The 16,950-nt window shown below is 69.9% G+C and carries 11 protein-coding genes; 5 read left to right on the top strand and 6 right to left on the bottom strand.

Annotated elements, in window-relative coordinates:
- Window positions 1-6 precede the first annotated feature (6 nt).
- From ACY0MJ_RS10765 to ACY0MJ_RS10775, 3 genes are all read left to right on the top strand, one after another.
- A complete protein-coding gene (locus ACY0MJ_RS10765; RefSeq protein WP_462638427.1) occupies window positions 7-3,177 on the top strand; it encodes an efflux RND transporter permease subunit in 3,171 nt (1,056 codons plus the stop codon).
- 8 nt (window positions 3,178-3,185) lie between these two features.
- Complete coding sequence (locus ACY0MJ_RS10770) at window positions 3,186-4,550, top strand: efflux transporter outer membrane subunit (RefSeq protein WP_462638428.1); 1,365 nt, start codon at window positions 3,186-3,188, stop codon at window positions 4,548-4,550.
- Window positions 4,551-4,621: 71 nt separating this feature from the next.
- A complete protein-coding gene (locus ACY0MJ_RS10775; RefSeq protein WP_462638429.1) occupies window positions 4,622-5,017 on the top strand; it encodes a response regulator in 396 nt (131 codons plus the stop codon).
- On the opposite strand, the gene ACY0MJ_RS10780 is transcribed toward ACY0MJ_RS10775, so the two are convergent.
- Complete coding sequence (locus ACY0MJ_RS10780) at window positions 5,007-6,221, bottom strand: MFS transporter (protein WP_462638430.1); 1,215 nt, start codon at window positions 6,219-6,221, stop codon at window positions 5,007-5,009. The two genes, ACY0MJ_RS10775 and ACY0MJ_RS10780, sit on opposite strands and share 11 nt — an antisense overlap.
- Before the next feature lie 119 nt (window positions 6,222-6,340).
- Here ACY0MJ_RS10780 and glgX point away from each other — a divergent pair, with 119 nt between their 5' ends.
- On the top strand, window positions 6,341-8,482 hold the full coding sequence (glgX, locus tag ACY0MJ_RS10785) for a glycogen debranching protein GlgX (protein WP_462638431.1): 2,142 nt from the start codon (window positions 6,341-6,343) through the stop codon (window positions 8,480-8,482).
- A 27-nt stretch (window positions 8,483-8,509) separates the two neighbouring features.
- On the opposite strand, the gene ACY0MJ_RS10790 is transcribed toward glgX, so the two are convergent.
- A complete protein-coding gene (locus ACY0MJ_RS10790; protein WP_462638432.1) occupies window positions 8,510-9,295 on the bottom strand; it encodes an alpha/beta fold hydrolase in 786 nt (261 codons plus the stop codon).
- A 34-nt stretch (window positions 9,296-9,329) separates the two neighbouring features.
- Between ACY0MJ_RS10790 and ACY0MJ_RS10795 the strand changes: the two genes are divergently transcribed.
- Entirely contained in the window at window positions 9,330-10,472 is a 1,143-nt protein-coding gene (locus ACY0MJ_RS10795; RefSeq protein ID WP_462638433.1) for a 3-deoxy-7-phosphoheptulonate synthase, read from the top strand.
- Here the strand turns inward: ACY0MJ_RS10795 and ACY0MJ_RS10800 are convergent.
- The 4 genes from ACY0MJ_RS10800 to ACY0MJ_RS10815 form a co-directional block, all read right to left on the bottom strand.
- Window positions 10,432-10,788, bottom strand: coding sequence for a SpoIIAA family protein (locus ACY0MJ_RS10800; protein ID WP_462638434.1), 357 nt, complete (start codon window positions 10,786-10,788; stop codon window positions 10,432-10,434). The genes ACY0MJ_RS10795 and ACY0MJ_RS10800 overlap by 41 nt on opposite strands.
- Window positions 10,789-10,811: 23 nt before the next feature.
- Window positions 10,812-14,105, bottom strand: coding sequence for a fused isobutyryl-CoA mutase/GTPase IcmF (icmF, locus tag ACY0MJ_RS10805; RefSeq protein ID WP_462638435.1), 3,294 nt, complete (start codon window positions 14,103-14,105; stop codon window positions 10,812-10,814).
- A 133-nt stretch (window positions 14,106-14,238) separates the two neighbouring features.
- Window positions 14,239-16,302: a TRAP transporter large permease gene (locus ACY0MJ_RS10810; RefSeq protein ID WP_462638436.1), complete on the bottom strand. Its 2,064-nt coding sequence runs from the start codon at window positions 16,300-16,302 to the stop codon at window positions 14,239-14,241.
- The gene (locus ACY0MJ_RS10815; RefSeq protein ID WP_462638437.1) at window positions 16,299-16,913 is read right to left on the bottom strand and encodes a TRAP transporter small permease subunit; all 615 of its coding nucleotides are present in this window, start codon (window positions 16,911-16,913) and stop codon (window positions 16,299-16,301) included. The genes ACY0MJ_RS10810 and ACY0MJ_RS10815 overlap by 4 nt, the downstream gene beginning before the upstream one ends.
- Window positions 16,914-16,950 lie beyond the last annotated feature (37 nt).

Genomic DNA, 16,950 nt, shown 5'->3' on the forward strand with positions numbered 1-16,950 from the left:
CGCCGCATGGCCAAGTTCTTCATCGACCGCCCCATCTTCGCGTGGGTGATCGCGCTGTTCATCATCGTGCTGGGCGCCGTGTCCATCACGCAGCTGCCGATCGCCCAGTACCCGCCGGTGGCGCCGCCCGCCATCGTGCTGTCCGCCAGCTACCCGGGCGCCTCCGCGCGCACGCTGGAAGAAAGCGTGATCAGCGTCATCGAGCAGGAAATGAACGGCTCGCCCGGCCTGATCTACATGGAGTCGGTCACGCAGGCGAACGGCACGGGGCAGATCACGCTCAGCTTCCAGCCCGGCACCAACCCCGACCTCGCGCAGGTGGACGTGCAGAACCGGCTGTCGCGCGCGACGCCGCGCCTGCCCTCGGCCGTGACGCAGCAGGGCGTGCGCGTCGAGAAGTCGCGCTCCAACTTCCTGCTGTTCACCATCCTGTCGTCCAGCGACCCGAACTTCACGCCGGTGGACCTGGGCGACTACGCCTCGCGCAACATCCTGCCCGAGATCCAGCGCATCCCCGGCGTCGGCCAGGCGCAGCTGTTCGGCACGGAAGCCGCCATGCGCGTGTGGATCGACCCGCAGAAGCTGGTGGGCTACAACATGTCCTCGGCCGAGGTGACGGCGGCGATCCGCGCGCAGAACGCGCAGGTGTCCTCCGGCTCCATCGGTGAACTGCCCAACGTCGCGGGCCAGGGCATCGCCGCCACGGTGGTGGTGAACGGCCAGCTCGGGACGGTCGAACAGTTCCGCAACATCGTGCTGCGCGCCAACCCGGACGGGTCCACGGTGCGCCTGAAGGACGTCGCGCGGGTCGAGCTGGATGCGCAGAACTACGCCACCTCGGCGCGCCTGAACGGCAAGCCCTCCAGCGGCATCGGCGTGCAGCTCGCGCCCAGCGGCAACGCGCTGGAGACGGCCGACGCGATCCGCAAGCGCATGGGCGAGCTGTCGGCCTACTTCCCCCGCGGCATGACCTGGGACATCCCCTACGACAGCTCGCGCTTCGTGCGCATCTCCATCACGCAGGTGGTGCAGACGCTGCTGGAGGCGGTGGCGCTGGTGTTCCTGGTGATGTTCCTGTTCCTGCAGAACTGGCGCTACACGCTGATCCCGACGCTGGTGGTGCCGGTGGCGCTGCTGGGCACCTTCTCGGCGCTGCTGGCACTGGGCTTCTCGATCAACGTGCTGACCATGTTCGGCATGGTGCTGGTGATCGGCATCGTGGTGGACGACGCCATCGTGGTGGTGGAGAACGTCGAGCGCATCATGAGCCACGAGGGCCTGCCGCCGCGCGAGGCCACGCGCAAGGCCATGGGCCAGATCCAGGGCGCCATCGTCGGCGTGACGGTGGTGCTGGTGTCGGTGTTCGTGCCGCTCGCTTTCTTCGCCGGGTCCACCGGCAACATCTACCGCCAGTTCGCGGCGGTGATGGTGGCCTCCATCGGCTTCTCGGCCTTCATGGCGCTGTCGCTCACGCCGGCGCTCTGCGCGACGCTGCTGCAGCCCGTGGCCGCCGGCCACCACGAGGAGAAGAAGGGCTTCTTCGGCGCCTTCAACCGCATGTTCCTGCGCACCGCGCACGGCTACGAGTCGCTGGTGCAGCGGGTGCTGCGGCGCGCGCCGCGCTTCCTGATCATCTATGCCCTCATCGCCGGCGTCGCCGGGCTGATCTACACGCGCCTGCCCACCTCCTTCCTGCCGCAGGAAGACCAGGGCAACATGCTGGTCAACGTGCAGCTGCCCCCGGGCGCCACCGCGGAGCGCACGCGCGCCGTGATGGAGCAGGTGGAGGCCTGGGTGCTCAAGCAGCCTGAGGTGCAGAGCATGGTGAGCGTGCTGGGCTTCTCCTTCTCGGGCCAGGGCCAGAACGCGGGCCTCGCCTTCGTGACGCTGAAGGACTGGCACGAGCGCGAGGAGGAGAGCCAGTCGGCGCAGGCGCTGGCCGGCCGCGCCTTCGGCGCGCTGTCGGGCATCCGCGACGCCTTCATCTTCCCGCTCAGCCCGCCGCCGATTCCGGAGCTGGGCACGGCCTCGGGCTTCACCTTCCGCCTGCAGGACCGCGGCGGCAAGGGCCACGAGGCGCTGATCGCCGCGCGCAACCAGCTGCTGGGGCTGGCGGCGCAGAGCAAGGTGCTGTCGCAGGTGCGCCCGGACGGCCTGGAGGACGCGCCGCAGCTGCAGCTGGACATCGACCGCGACAAGGCGAACGCGCTGGGCGTGCCCTTCGAGGCGATCAACGCGACGCTGTCCACGGCGCTGGGCTCGTCCTACGTCAACGACTTCCCGAACCGCGGGCGCCTGCAGCGCGTGGTGGTGCAGGCCGACGCACCGGCGCGCATGCAGCCGGAAGACCTGCTGCGCCTGAACGTGATCAGCAACCAGGGCAAGCCCGTGCCGCTGTCGGCCTTCGCGAGCACGCGCTGGGTCAACGGCGCCATGCAGACGATCCGCTACAACGGCTACCCGGCGATGCGCATCTCCGGCGCGCCGGCGCCCGGCTACAGCACGGGCGCGGCGATGGAGGAGATGGAGCGGCTCGCCGCGCAGCTGCCGCAGGGCTTCGGCTACGAATGGACCGGCCAGTCGCGCGAGGAGAAGCTCGCCGGCTCGCAGGCGCTGATCCTCTACGGCTTCGCCATCCTCTCGGTGTTCCTGTGCCTGGCGGCGCTGTACGAGAGCTGGTCGATCCCGCTGGCGGTGATCCTGGTCGTGCCGCTGGGCGTGCTGGGCGTGCTGCTCGCGACGCTGCTGCGCGGCTACGCGAACGACGTCTACTTCCAGGTGGGCCTGATCACCATCATCGGCCTGTCGGCCAAGAACGCCATCCTGATCATCGAGTTCGCCAAGGACCTGCAGGCCCAGGGCAAGAGCGTGGTCGAGGCGGCGCTGGCGGCGGCGCACCTGCGGTTCCGGCCGATCGTGATGACCTCCATGGCCTTCGGGCTGGGCGTGCTGCCGCTGGCCATCGCGAGCGGCGCCGGCTCGGCCAGCCAGCGCGCCATCGGCACCGGCGTGATCGGCGGCATGCTGACCGGCACGGCGCTGGCCCTGTTCTTCGTTCCCATCTTCTTCGTCGTGATCCGCGGCCGCTTCAAGGGCAGCGAGCGCCAGCGCAAGCTGCACGCGCACGAGTACGGGCAGGACCTGCCCGCGGGCGCCACGGCGGGGGACCAGGTATGAGCATTCCCATGAAGACCCTCACCCCCCTGGTCGCGGCGCTGCTGCTGGCCGGCTGCTCCATGATCCCGAAGTACGAGCGGCCGGCGCCGCCCGTGCCGGCCGCCTTTCCCTATCCCTCGGCGCAGCAGGGCACGCCGGCGGCGGACCTGGGCTGGCAGCAGTTCTTCGCCGACACGCGGCTGCGTTCGCTGATCGCGACGGCCCTGCGCAACAACCGCGACCTGCGCGTCGCCGTGCTGAACATCGCGCAGGCGCGGGCGCAGTACGACATCCGCAACGCCGACCGCTTCCCGACCGTGGGCGTGGGCGCCAGCGCGACGCGCGCGCCCAACGCGCAGGGCGAGCAGGCCAACACCTTCACTTCCAACCTGGCGTTCAGCAGCTGGGAGATCGACTTCTTCGGCCGCATCGCGAGCCTGAGCGAAGCGGCGCTGGCGCAGTACCTCGCCACGGAGGAGGGCCGCAACGCGGCGCAGGTCGCGCTGGTGGCGAGCGTCGCCAACACCTGGCTGAACCTCGCGGCCGACGAGGAGCTGCTCGCGCTCACGCGCCAGACGCTCGCCACGCGCGAGGAGTCGCTGCGCCTCACGCGCCTGCGCTTCGAGAACGGCGCGTCCTCGGAGATCGATTTCCGCCAGGCCCAGTCGCTCTACGAGACGGCGCGCGCCACGCTCGCGCAGCTGCAGCGCCAGCGCGCGACCGACCTCAACGCGCTGGGCCTGCTGCTCGGCGAGGCCGTGCCGCCGGACTACCAGGTGGGCATCACGACCGAAGGCCTGGAGCTGCCCGACGTGCCGGCCGGGCTGCCCTCGGACGTGCTGGTGCGCCGGCCCGACGTGCGCCAGGCCGAGCAGCAGCTGATCGCCGCCAACGCCAACATCGGCGCGGCGCGGGCCGCCTTCTTCCCGCGCATCTCGCTCACGGCCGGCATCGGCACGGCGAGCTCGGACCTCTCGGGCCTGTTCAGCGGCGGCTCCTGGGGCTACACCGTGGCGCCCTCGCTGCTGCAGACGGTGTTCGACGCCGGCCGCAACCGCGCCAACCTGGAAGTGGCCCAGGTCACGCGCGACATCGCCGTGGCCCAGTACGAGCGGGCGATCCAGCAGGCCTTCCGCGACGTCGCCGATGCGCTGGCCGGGCGCGCCACCTATGGCGAACAGGTCCGTGCCCAGTCGCAGGTGGTCGAGGCCGAGGCGGCCCGCTATCGCCTGGCGCGCCTGCGCTACGAGAACGGCGTGGCGAGCTACCTGGACCTGCTGGACGCGCAGCGCTCGCTGTTCGCGGCGCAGCAGGCGCTGGTGCAGGCGCGGCTCGCGCGGCTGCAGAACCAGGTGCAGCTCTATCGCTCGCTGGGCGGCGGGTGGCAGAGCTAGGCGAATTTCTGATGAGCTGATGAGGCAGCGTCCGGCTAAACTCGACCTTTCCAGAAATTGCAGCAGTTCGCATGATCGATCGTTCCCTCTACAGCGTGCTGGTGGTGGACGACAACCCGGCCACGAGGTACGCGACCGCCCGCCACCTGCGCGCGGCGGGCTTCAACATCGTGGAGGCGGCCGCCGGCGCCGAAGCGCTGGAACTGGTCGAGTTCGTGTCGGCCGTCGTGCTGGACGTGCACCTGCCGGATCTCCTCGGCTTCGAGGTCTGCCGGCTGCTGCGCAGCAAGCCCTCCACTTCCGACCTGCCGGTCGTGTACGTGTCCGCGATGTACGTCACCGAGGCCGACCAGCGCCACGGCATGCAGACCGGCGGGAACGCCTACATGGTCTCGCCGGTGGATCCGGAGACGCTGCTGGCGACGCTGGACCAGTTGATCGGGGACCGGAAGGCGCTCACGCATTGACCCGGCGGGCCAGGCCGCGGGCGAACCACCAGCCCACGACGGGCAGCACCAGCGCCGGAACGACCAGCAGCGGCAGCGCGCCGACGCGGTCGTAGGCGACGCCGGCCAGCCACACGCCCAGCGCCTGCCCGTTGAACAGGCAGAAGGCGAACAGCGCCATGCCGGTGCCGCGCATCGCCGGCGCCATCTGCGTGGCGTTGGTCTGCAAGGTGTTGTGGAACAGGTAGGTGCCGAAGCCGACCGCCAGGGCCACCGGTGCCGCCACCCAGGCCACCGGCATCGCGTACCAGGCGAGGAAGCCGACGCCCATGATCACGGTGCCGGACAGCACCATCCTGCGCTCGCCCAGGCGGCGCACCACGTGCCGCGCGATCACGGCATAGAGCAGGCCGCCCAGGGCGTAGAGCGCGATCAGCGCCGAGGCCATCGACAGGCTCACCCCGAAGCGCTGGTGCAGGTAGGACGGCAGGAAGGCGATCGGCCCGAGCAGGAACACGCCCTCGGCAAAGACCGCCGCGATCACCACCCGCGCCCAGGGCACGGCCAGCACGGACGCGAGCTGCGACGCGAAGGCGAAGCGCCCCTGGCCGCGCACGGGCGGGACGGTCGCGATGCTGCGCAGGCGCGCCAGCAGCAGCGCGGCGATCAGCAGGTAGCCGGCGCCCAGCGTCGCGAAGGCGCCGCGCCAGCCGAGCGGCGTGTCGGCGAACAGGCCGCCGCCCAGCTGGCCGGCCGTCATGCCCGACAGCGTGCCCATCAGCAGGCGGGCGAGCGTGGCCTGCCGTTCCTCGTAGGGGACCGCGTCGCCGATCCAGGCGATCGCGAGCGGGATCACGCCGGCGGCGGCCACGCCCCAGAACACCCGCATGCGCACCAGCGCGTCGAAGCCGGGCGCCAGGGCGCAGGCGACCGAGGCCAGCGCGCAGGCGAACAGGGCCGCGCACATCACGCGCGTCTTGCCGTAGCGGTCGCCGAGCGGGCCGAACAGCAACTGCGAGACGCCATAGGCGACGGCGAAGGTCAGGACGACGCGGCCGGCCGTGCCCGGGGTGACGGCGAAGTCGCCGGCCAGCCGGGGCAGCAGCCCGTCGCAGATGCGCAGGGCGGCGCCGCTGAAGAAACTCGCCAGGGCGAGCAGGGTGACGGCCGCCCGGGTGGAAGCGGCCGCGTCAGGGAGAGGGGAGGCTACTGCGCGGGAAGTCACCCGCTATCCTACATTGCGGCCGAGGGGCTTTCGGCGCAGCCGTTGGCGCCGTCCTACGGACACCGGTTGCGGATGAGGCGAGGATCGCAGGCGTGAATCCAGCTGCAGGAGCCAGCGTCATGCAAGGAACTCCCGCGATCGGGGTGACCGAATTCCTCGTCCACCCCGGCGAGCCCTATCCCCTGGGCGCCACCTGGGACGGCGAAGGGGTGAACTTCGCCGTCTATTCCGAGAACGCCACCGGCGTCGAGGTCTGCCTGTTCGATGCCGACGGCAAGGAGACCCGCGTGCGCCTGCGCGAGCAGACGGCCTTCGTCTGGCACGGCTACCTGCCCGGGCTGCAGCCCGGGCAGCGCTACGGCTTCCGCGTCCACGGCCCCTACGACCCTGACCGCGGCCTGCGCTTCAACCCGAACGTCGTCCTGCTCGACCCGTACGCCCGCGCGCTCGACGGCCTGGAGAACTTCGAGCGGGGCGTGTTCGCGTACGAGCTGGGACACGAGCGCGAGGACTACGCGCTGGTGGACCAGGAGCAGCGCGGCGTGCCGCTGGGCGTGGTCGTCGATCCGGCCTTCGACTGGGGCAACGATCGCTGGCCCAACACGCCGCTGCACCAGACCGTGATCTACGAGGCGCACGTCAAGGGCCTCACCATGCTGCATCCCGAGGTGCCGGAGGAACTGCGCGGCACCTACGCGGGGCTCGCGCACCCGGCCATGGTCACCTACCTGAAGAAGCTGGGCGTGACGGCGGTGGAACTGATGCCGGTGCACGCGCACCTGGACGATCCCTTCCTGCTGGACAAGGGCCTCACGAACTACTGGGGCTACTCCACCCTGAACTTCTTCTCGCCGGAGCTGCGCTACAGCGCGGCGTTCCGGCGCGGCGACGCCGTCGGCGCCATCACGGAATTCAAGGAGATGGTGAAGGCGCTGCACGCCGCGGGGCTGGAGGTGATCCTGGACGTGGTCTACAACCACACGTCCGAGGGCAACCACATGGGGCCCACCCTCAGCTTCAAGGGCATCGACAACCCGACCTACTACCGGCTGGTGGGCGACAACCCGCGCTTCTACTTCGACTACACGGGCACCGGCAACACGCTGAACGTGCGGCATCCGCAGACGCTGCAGCTGATCATGGACTCGCTGCGCTACTGGGTGCTGGCCATGCACGTGGACGGCTTCCGCTTCGACCTGGCGAGCACGCTGGCACGCGGGCTGCACGAGGTGGACCAGCTCTCGGGCTTCTTCACCATCATCCACCAGGACCCCGTGCTGAGCCACGTGAAGCTGATCGCCGAGCCCTGGGACGTGGGCGAGGGTGGCTACCAGGTCGGCAACTTCCCGGTGAAGTGGGCCGAGTGGAACGGCATCTACCGCGACTCGATCCGCGCCTTCTGGAAGGGCGAGGGCGGGCGTGCCAGCGACCTCGGCTACCGCCTCACCGGCTCCAGCGACCTGTACCAGGGCGACGGCCGCAAGCCCTCGGCCAGCATCAACTTCGTCACCGCGCACGACGGTTTCACGCTGCGCGACTCGGTGAGCTACAACGACAAGCACAACGAGGCCAACCAGGAGAACAACCAGGACGGCCACAACGACAACCGCTCCTGGAACTGCGGCGCCGAGGGACCGACCGACGACGAGGCGGTGAACCGGCTGCGGGCGCGCCAGCAGCGCAACTTCCTCGCCACGCTGCTCCTGAGCCAGGGCACGCCGATGCTGCTGGGCGGCGACGAATTCGGCCGCAGCCAGGGCGGCAACAACAACGCCTACTGCCAGGACAACGAGATCAGCTGGTACGACTGGGCCGCCGCCGACGAGCGCCTGCTGGAGTTCACGCGGCGCCTGATCCGCATCCGCAAGGGCCATCCGGCCCTGCACCGGCAGCGCTTCTTCTCCGGCCGGCCGATCCGCGGCAGCGACATCGAGGACGTGATGTGGTTCCGCCACGACGGCGAGACCATGACCGACGAGGACTGGCAGAACCCGCACACGCAGTCGCTGGCCATGTTCCTGGCCGGCAACGGCCTGAAGGAGACCGACCGCCAGGGCCGCCCGCTGCAGGACGACCACCTGCTGCTGATGCTCTCGGCCTCGCACGAGGACCTGGAGTTCACGCTGCCCGAGCTGCCCGGCTGCGCGCACTGGGAGCTGCTGGTGGACACGAGCGACGACGACGCGAGCGAGTCGCACGCGGCGGGCGAGACCACGCTGCTGCTGGCGCGCTCGCTGAAGCTGTTCCGCTGCCCGCGCTAGCTGGGGTTCGCTGCGCTCACCGCCAGCCTACGGACCGCCGGTGGACGAGCGGACGAAGGCCGTCACCGCCTCGATCACCGCCTCCGGCCGGTCCTTGTGCGGCGAGTGGCCGCAGTCCGGCAATTCGAGAAGCTGCGCCTGCGGCACGCGGCGGGCGATGCCGCGGATCTGCTCCAGCGTGCCGTATTCGTCGTCCACACCCTGGATCGCCAGCAGCGGGCAGCGGATGGCTGCGATCTCCTCCTCGATGGACCAGGCGCGGAAGGCGGGCGACAGCCAGACGTCGTTCCAGCCCCAGAAGGCCGAGTCCACGTCCTCGTGGTAGCGCGCGAGGCGCTGCTTCAGGCCGGTGTGCAGGTAGGCTTCGCGCGCCTGCGCGATGCTCGTGACGGAGATCTCCTCCACCAGGATGTGCGGTGCCAGCACGATCGCGCCGCGCAGCGCCTGCGGGAAGGCGGCGGCGTAGAGCAGGGCGATCGAGCCGCCGTCGCTGTGGCCGAACAGCCAGGGGCGCGGCACGCGCAGTTCCTCCAGCAGCGCCGGCAACACTTCGCGCGCCTGGCGGTGCATGAAGTCCGGCCCCCAGTGTTCGCCCGCCGGGCGCGGCGTGGAGCGCCCGTAGCCCGGACGCGAATACATCAGCCCGCTCATGCCCGTGGCCGCGCACAGGCGTGCCGGAAAATCGCGCCACATCGTGACCGAGCCCAGCCCCTCGTGCAGGAAGACCAGCGTGGCCGCCGCGTTGGCGGGGCCCACCCATTCGTATTCGATGCGCAGCGGCTGGCCGCCCGCGCGGATCTCGGCAAATTCCATGGCCAGCCAATATAGTGCAGGTGCAGGAGCACCCATGACCCCGACCCCCGCCGCGCGGCCCGAAGGCCCCGAGGAAATGCCCCAGGCCACGCGCCTGGACGACGTCCGCATCCGCGAGGTGCGCCCTCTGATCTCCCCCGCGCTGCTGCAATACGAACTGCCCGCCGACGAGGCGGTGCAGGCCTTCGTGGAACGCAGCCGCCGCGAAGTGGCGGCCATCGTGCACGGCGGCGACGACCGCCTGCTCGCCGTGGTCGGCCCCTGCTCGATCCACGACCGCGGCCAGGCGCTCGAGTACGCGCGCCGCCTGCACGCGCTGGCCGGCGAACTGCGGCAGGACCTGCTGCTGGTGATGCGCGTCTACTTCGAGAAGCCGCGCACGACGGTGGGCTGGAAGGGCTTCATCAACGACCCGCGCCTGGACGGCAGCTTCCGCATCAACGAGGGCCTGCGGCTCGCGCGCGGCCTGCTGCTGGAGATTGCGCAGCTGGGGCTTCCGGCCGGCACCGAGTTCCTGGACCTGCTCAGCCCGCAGTACATCTCCGACCTGGTCAGCTGGGGCGCGATCGGCGCCCGCACCACCGAGAGCCCCAGCCATCGCCAGCTCGCCTCCGGCCTGAGCTGCCCGATCGGCTTCAAGAACGGCACGGACGGCGGCGTGCAGGTGGCGGCCGACGCGCTGGTGGCCTGCGGCGCGCCGCACGCCTTCATGGGGATGACCAAGATGGGCCAGGTCGCGATCTTCGAGACTGCGGGCAACGACGACTGCCACGTGATCCTGCGCGGCGGCTCGCGCGGGCCCAACCACGACGCGGCCGCCGTCGCGGCCGCCTGCGCGATCCTGCGCAAGGGCGGCGTGCGCGAGCGGGTGATGGTCGACTGCTCGCACGCCAATTCGGGCAAGGACTTCCGGCGCCAGCCGGAGGTCGCGCGCGACCTGGCGAGCCAGCTCGCGGCCGGCGAGCGGCGCATCTTCGGGGTGATGGTCGAGAGCCACCTGCGGGAAGGCCGCCAGGTCCTGCGGCCCGGCATGCCGTTGCAGCCCGGCGTGTCGATCACCGACGGCTGCATCGGCTGGGAGCAGACCGAGGAGGTGTTGCGCGGACTGGCGGGTGCGGTGCGGCGGCGCCGCGGCATCACGCCACGAGCCAGTCCATCGCGTCGCTCAGGCGCGTGAACACGCGCAGCTCCATGCCCTGGGCGCGGGCGGCGGCCTCGCTCACGCGCGTGAGCTTCTCCGGCGGCACCAGCGAGGCCACCTTTTCCAGGTGCGACAGGTACTTGTGCGCCAGCAGGCCGATGTCGCGCTGCTGCTCGGGCCCGAAGGTGCCCACCACGTCGAACAGGTTGATCAGCAGCCGGCGGTCGCCGTGCCGGCGCGTGCGCTCGGCGATGTCGCGCAGCACGGGCTCCGCGTTCTCGATGAAGGCGAGGGCGATGACCTCCACGACGGCGAAGGCGGGCCCGCGGGTGTAGTGCAGCGAGGCGGTCACGCCCGTGAGTATGCCTGCTCCCGCTACATGTTGCGACGGTACTGCCCGCCCACCTCGAACAATGCGCCGGTGATCTGCCCCAGCGAGCACACGCGCACGGCGTCCATCAGGACCTCGAAGACGTTGCGGTTCGCGATCACCGCCTGCTGCAGGCGCTCCAGCATGGCCGGCGCCTCGCCGGCGTGGCGGGCATGGAAGTCCTGCAGGCGCTTCAGCTGGCTTTGCTTCTCTTCCTCCGTGGAGCGGGCGAGTTCCAGCTTCTGCGGGATCGCGTCGCCGTGCGGGTTGCGGAAGGTGTTGACGCCGACGATCGGCAGCTCGCCGGTGTGCTTGAGCATCTCGTAGTGCATGCTCTCGTCCTGGATGCGCCCGCGCTGGTAGCCGGTCTCCATGGCGCCCAGCACGCCGCCGCGCTCGGCGATGCGCTCGAACTCCGCCAGCACCGCTTCCTCCACCAGCTCGGTCAGCTCGTCGATGACGAAGGCGCCCTGGTTCGGGTTCTCGTTCTTCGCCAGGCCCCACTCGCGGTTGATGATCAGCTGGATGGCCATGGCGCGCCGCACGGAATCCTCCGTGGGCGTGGTGATCGCCTCGTCGAAGGCGTTGGTGTGCAGCGAGTTGCAGTTGTCGTAGACCGCGATCAGCGCCTGCAGCGTCGTGCGGATGTCGTTGAACTGGATCTCCTGCGCGTGCAGGCTGCGGCCGGAGGTCTGGATGTGGTACTTCAGCTTCTGGCTGCGCTCGTTGGCGCCGTACTTCTCCTTCATCGCCACCGCCCAGATGCGGCGGGCGACGCGGCCCATCACGGTGTACTCCGGGTCCATGCCGTTGGAGAAGAAGAAGGACAGGTTGGGCGCGAAGTCGTCGATGTGCATCCCGCGCGCGAGATAGGCCTCCACGAAGGTGAAGCCGTTGGCCAGCGTGAAGGCCAGCTGCGAGATCGGGTTGGCCCCGGCCTCGGCGATGTGGTAGCCGGAGATCGACACCGAGTAGAAGTTGCGCACGTCGTGCTGCACGAAGTACTCGGCGATGTCGCCCATCACCTTGAGCGAGAACTCGGTGGAGAAGATGCAGGTGTTCTGGCCCTGGTCTTCCTTCAGGATGTCTGCCTGCACGGTGCCGCGCACGTTGGCGAGCACCCATTCGCGGATCCTGGCGGCCTCGGTCTCCGTCGGCTCGCGGCCGTTGTCCGCCTTGAACTTCTCGATGTTCTGGTCGATGGCGGTGTTCATGAACATCGCCAGGATGGTCGGCGCCGGGCCGTTGATCGTCATCGACACCGAGGTGGCCGGGTCGCACAGGTCGAAGCCGGAGTACAGCACCTTCATGTCCTCCAGCGTGGCGATCGACACGCCGGAGTTGCCGACCTTGCCGTAGATGTCCGGGCGCGGGTCGGGGTCGTTGCCGTACAGCGTGACGGAGTCGAAGGCCGTGGACAGGCGCTTGGCGGGCATGCCCGCCGACAGCAGCTTGAAGCGCTTGTTGGTGCGGAAGGCGTCGCCCTCGCCGGCGAACATGCGCGTGGGGTCCTCGTTCTCGCGCTTGAAGGCGAAGACGCCGGCCGTGTAGGGGAAGCTGCCCGGCACGTTCTCCAGCATCAGCCACTTGAGCACCTCGCCGTGGTCCTCGTACTGCGGCAGCGAGACCTTGCGCACCGTGGTGCCCGAGAGCGACTTGTACGTGAGCTTGGTGCGCAGCTCGCGGTCGCGGATCTTCACCACGTACTCGTCGCCCGCGTAGGCCTGCTGCATGTCGGGCCAGCGCTTCAGCAGCTGCAGGGCGTCCTTGTCCATGCGGGCGAGGCGCTGCCCGGCCAGGTCCAGCGTGGCCTCGGCCGCCGGCGCGCGCCCGGGCTTCTCCGCCTGGAGCATGCGCGCGGCTTCCTTCAGCTGCTGGATCTCGCGCGCCAGCTTCGCCTGTTCGCGGGCGCGCCGCTTGTAGCCGCGCACCGTGTCGGCCACTTCGGCCAGGTAGCGCGTGCGCGCGGGCGGCACCACCGGGGTCTGGTTGGTACTGTGGCGCACGGCCACGGCCGGCAGGCGGCCCTCCCGCAGCGGCAGGCCCAGCTCGGCGAGGCGGGGCTTGAGCGCCTGGTACAGGGCGGTGACGCCGTCGTCGTTGAAGCGCGCGGCCATGGTGCCGAAGACCGGCATTTCCTCCGGCCGGATCTTCCAGGCTTCGCGGTTGCGCTGCACCTGCTTGGCGACGTCGCGCAGCGCGTCGGCCGCGCCCTTGCGGTCGAACTTGTTGATCGCCACGAACTCGGCGAAGTCCAGCATGTCGATCTTTTCCAGCTGGCTCGCGGCGCCGAACTCCGGGGTCATCACGTACAGCGGGATGTCCACGTGCGGGACGATGGCGGCGTCGCCCTGGCCGATGCCGGAGGTCTCGACGATCACGAGGTCGAAGCCGGCGGCCTTGCAGGCCGCGACGACGTCGCCGAGCGCCGCGGTGATCTCGCTGCCGAAGTCGCGCGTGGCGAGCGAGCGCATGTAGACGCGCGGGCCCTGCTTCCAGGGGCCGATCGCGTTCATGCGGATGCGGTCGCCGAGCAGGGCGCCGCCGCTCTTGCGGCGCGAAGGGTCGATCGAGACGATCGCGACGCGCAGGCGGTCTTCCTGGTCCAGGCGCAGGCGGCGCACCAGTTCGTCGGTGAGCGAGGACTTGCCGGCGCCGCCGGTGCCGGTGATGCCCAGCACCGGGATCCGGCTGGCTTCCGCGGCCTGCCGCAGGTCCTGCACCAGCTTCGCGTCGGCGCTGCCGTTCTCCAGCGCCGTGACCAGCTGTGCGAGCGCCCGCCAGGCCCCGGGTGTGTGGCCCTGGAGGGCGGCGAGCTCGCGCGGCGCGTGCGGCGCCAGGTCCTGGTCGCAGCGCATCACCATCTCCCCGATCATCCCCTGCAGGCCCATGCGCTGGCCGTCCTCGGGGCTGTAGATGCGGGTGACGCCGTAGTCCTGCAGCTCCTGGATCTCGGACGGGACGATCACGCCGCCGCCGCCGCCGAACACCTGCACGTGGGCGCCGCCGCGCTGGCGCAGCAGGTCCACCATGTACTTGAAGTACTCGACGTGCCCGCCCTGGTAGGAGCTGACGGCGATGCCCTGCACGTCCTCCTGCAGGGCGGCGGTGACGACTTCGTCGACGCTGCGGTTGTGGCCGAGGTGGATCACCTCCGCGCCCATGCCCTGCAGGATGCGCCGCATGATGTTGATGGCCGCGTCGTGCCCGTCGAAGAGCGAAGCGGCCGTGACGAAGCGCACCTTGTGCGTCGGGCGATAGCTGGCGAGCGCCTTGAATTCGGCGGACAGGTCGGTCATGGGGGGATTGTCTCTCCGGAAGCCGCCAGCCTAATTGACGTTTACGTCAACGTCAACCGGGGGCGAAAACAAAGGGCGCCGGAGCGCCCTTTGCCTGGGGACGAGGCGTCGCCGGACGCCTCGCTTTCTCCGTTCACCGCGAGTAGAGCAGCTGCGGCAGCCACAGGCCGATCTCGGGCCAGATGTACAGCAGCACGATCGCCACGACCTGCAGTCCCATGAACGGCAGCATGCCCAGGAAGATCTGGTTCAGCGTCACGTGCGGCGGGCTCACGCCCTTCAGGTAGAAGGCCGACATGGCCACCGGCGGCGAGAGGAAGGCCGTCTGCAGGTTCAGCGCGACCAGCAGCCCGAAGAACAGCGGGTTCACGTCGAAGTTGTCCAGCAGCGGGATGAAGATCGGCATGAAGATCACGATGATCTCGGTCCACTCCAGCGGCCAGCCCAGGATGAAGATGATGACCTGCGTGAGCACCAGGAACTGCGTCTTGGTCAGGTCCATGGACAGCACCCAGCGTTCCACCAGTTCCTGGCCCCCCAGCAGCGCGAAGGCCGCGGAGAAGATCGCCGATCCCACGAACAGCCAGCAGACCATGGCCGACGTCTTCGCCGTGAGGAACACGCTCTCCTTGATCACCCCGAACGTGAGCTGCCGGTAGGCCAGGGCGAGCAGGAACCCGCCCAGCGCGCCCACGGCCGCCGCTTCCGTCGGCGTGGCCAGGCCCAGCACGATGGAACCCAGCACCGCGAGGATCAGGATCATCAGCGGGAAGAAGCTGGTGAGCAGCAGCTTGAAGATCTCCAGCCGCGCGAAGCTGAGCAGCGCGTAGTAGATCGCCAGCAGGATGCCCAGCACCCCGAAGGTCACCCACCAGCCGGTCGGCGCCGCGGTCCTGCCGCCCCCTTCGCCCGGCACGGCCGCCTCGGCGCCGTCGGCGCCGGGAGGCTCCTGCACGCCGGTCGTGCTGCCGGGCGGATCCGGCAACGCGCCCGAGGGCTCGACGACGGGACCCGCACCCGGAGGCTCGGCCAGCCCGCCCGCGCCCGGCGGTTCGGCGAGGCCGCCCGCACCGGGTGGCTCCGCCAGTCCGCCGGAGCCCGGGGGCTCGGCCAGGGCGCCCGCTCCCGGAGGCTCGGCGAGGCCCGTGCCCGATCCGGGCGGCTCCGCCAGGCCGGTGCCGGAGGAACGGCGCAGCGCCGGGCCGCCCTCGCCCATGCGGGTGAGGCCCTCGACGCCGGCTTCCTGCACTGCCGGCGCCGTAACGCTCTGGTAGCTCCACAGCGCGGCGAAAGCGAAGAGGACCAGCGGGAACAGGGCGATGGCGAGTTGCCGCACCAGGTAGCCGGTCGGAACGTCCTGGTTGCGGCTGCCCTTGAGCGCGCGCAGCAGGCCGGCGACCGCGTGGCCGCCGCCGTTCGGGTTCGTGATCTTCTGCGTCAGGGGCGGCAGCGGCACGAAGCGGTCTTCCTTCGACAGCGGCGGCGCCACCGAAGGCTTGAGCTTGGCCAGGATGATCACGTACAGGCAGTACAGGCCCGCGAGCATGATGCCGGGGAAGAACGCGCCGGCGTACAGCTGCACCACCGACACGCCCGCGGTGGCGCCGTACACGATCAGCAGCACCGAGGGCGGGATCAGGATGCCCAGGCAGCCTCCGGCCGTGATCGAACCGGACGTGAGGTGGATGCTGTAGCCGGCGCGCAGCATCGCCGGCATCGCCAGCAGGCCCATCAGCGTGACGACGGCGCCGACGATGCCGGTGGCCGTGGCGAAGATGGCGCAGGTGACGAGCGTCGCGACCGCCAGCGCGCCGGGCAGCCGCGCGAGCATCAGGTGGATGCTTCGGAACAGCTTCTCGATCAGGTTGGCGCGTTCGACGATGTAGCCCATGAACACGAACAGCGGCACCGCGATCAGCACGTCGTTGGCCATCGTCTTGAAGGCCGCCTGGACCATCAGGTCGAGCGTGTGGGTCGTGTTCCGGTTGTAGGCCAGCCACGTGAAGATCATCCCCATGCCCATCAGCGTGAAGGCCGTGGGGAAGCCGAGCATGATGGCCACGACCACCAGCGACAGCATCAGCAGGCCGATGTGGCCGCGTTCGATGTGCTCCACGCTCACCAGCATGTACAGCGCGGCGGCGACGATCAGCCCCATGAGGCTGAAGCCGAACCAGAGTTCCTTGCGGATCTTCACAGCGTCCCCTTCTCGGCGGGCGGCGCCGCCACCAGGTTGGGGGCGTCGTCCGCATGGACCATGGCCTTGAGCTTGTCGACGTCCACTTCCTCCACGTCCTGGTCGCGCGAAGGCCACTCGCCGTCACGCAGGCAGATCACGCAGCGCGCGATCTCCACGATGCCCTGCAGCAGCAGGATCGCGCCGGCCAGCGAGATGAAGAACTTGAACGGGTACACGGGCAGCGGGTCCGCGTTGAACGTGGTCTCCCGGATCGCCAGCGATTCCTGGAAGTAGATCCAGCCGGCCCAGGTGAGCGCGACCACGCCCGGCAGGAAGAACACGATGTACAGGAGCAGGTCCAGCGCGGCCTGCGTGCGCGGGCGGAAGAAGCCGTAGAGCACGTCGCCGCGCACGTGGCCGTCCTTGGCGAGGGTGTAGGCGCCGGCCATCATGAACAGGACGCCGTATTGCATGATCTGGGCGTCCAGCATCCAGCCGTGCGGCCTGCCCAGCGCGTAGCGGGAGAACACCTCCCACGAGATCATCACCGTCAGGGAGACGATGAGCCATGCGAACAGCTGCCCCACCCAGGTGGACAGCCGGTCGATGGCCAGGAGTAGTTTCTGCATTCAGTACCTCTTGCCTGCGGCGGATGCCGCACAAAAA

The organism is Ramlibacter sp. bp-362, assembly GCF_054956735.1.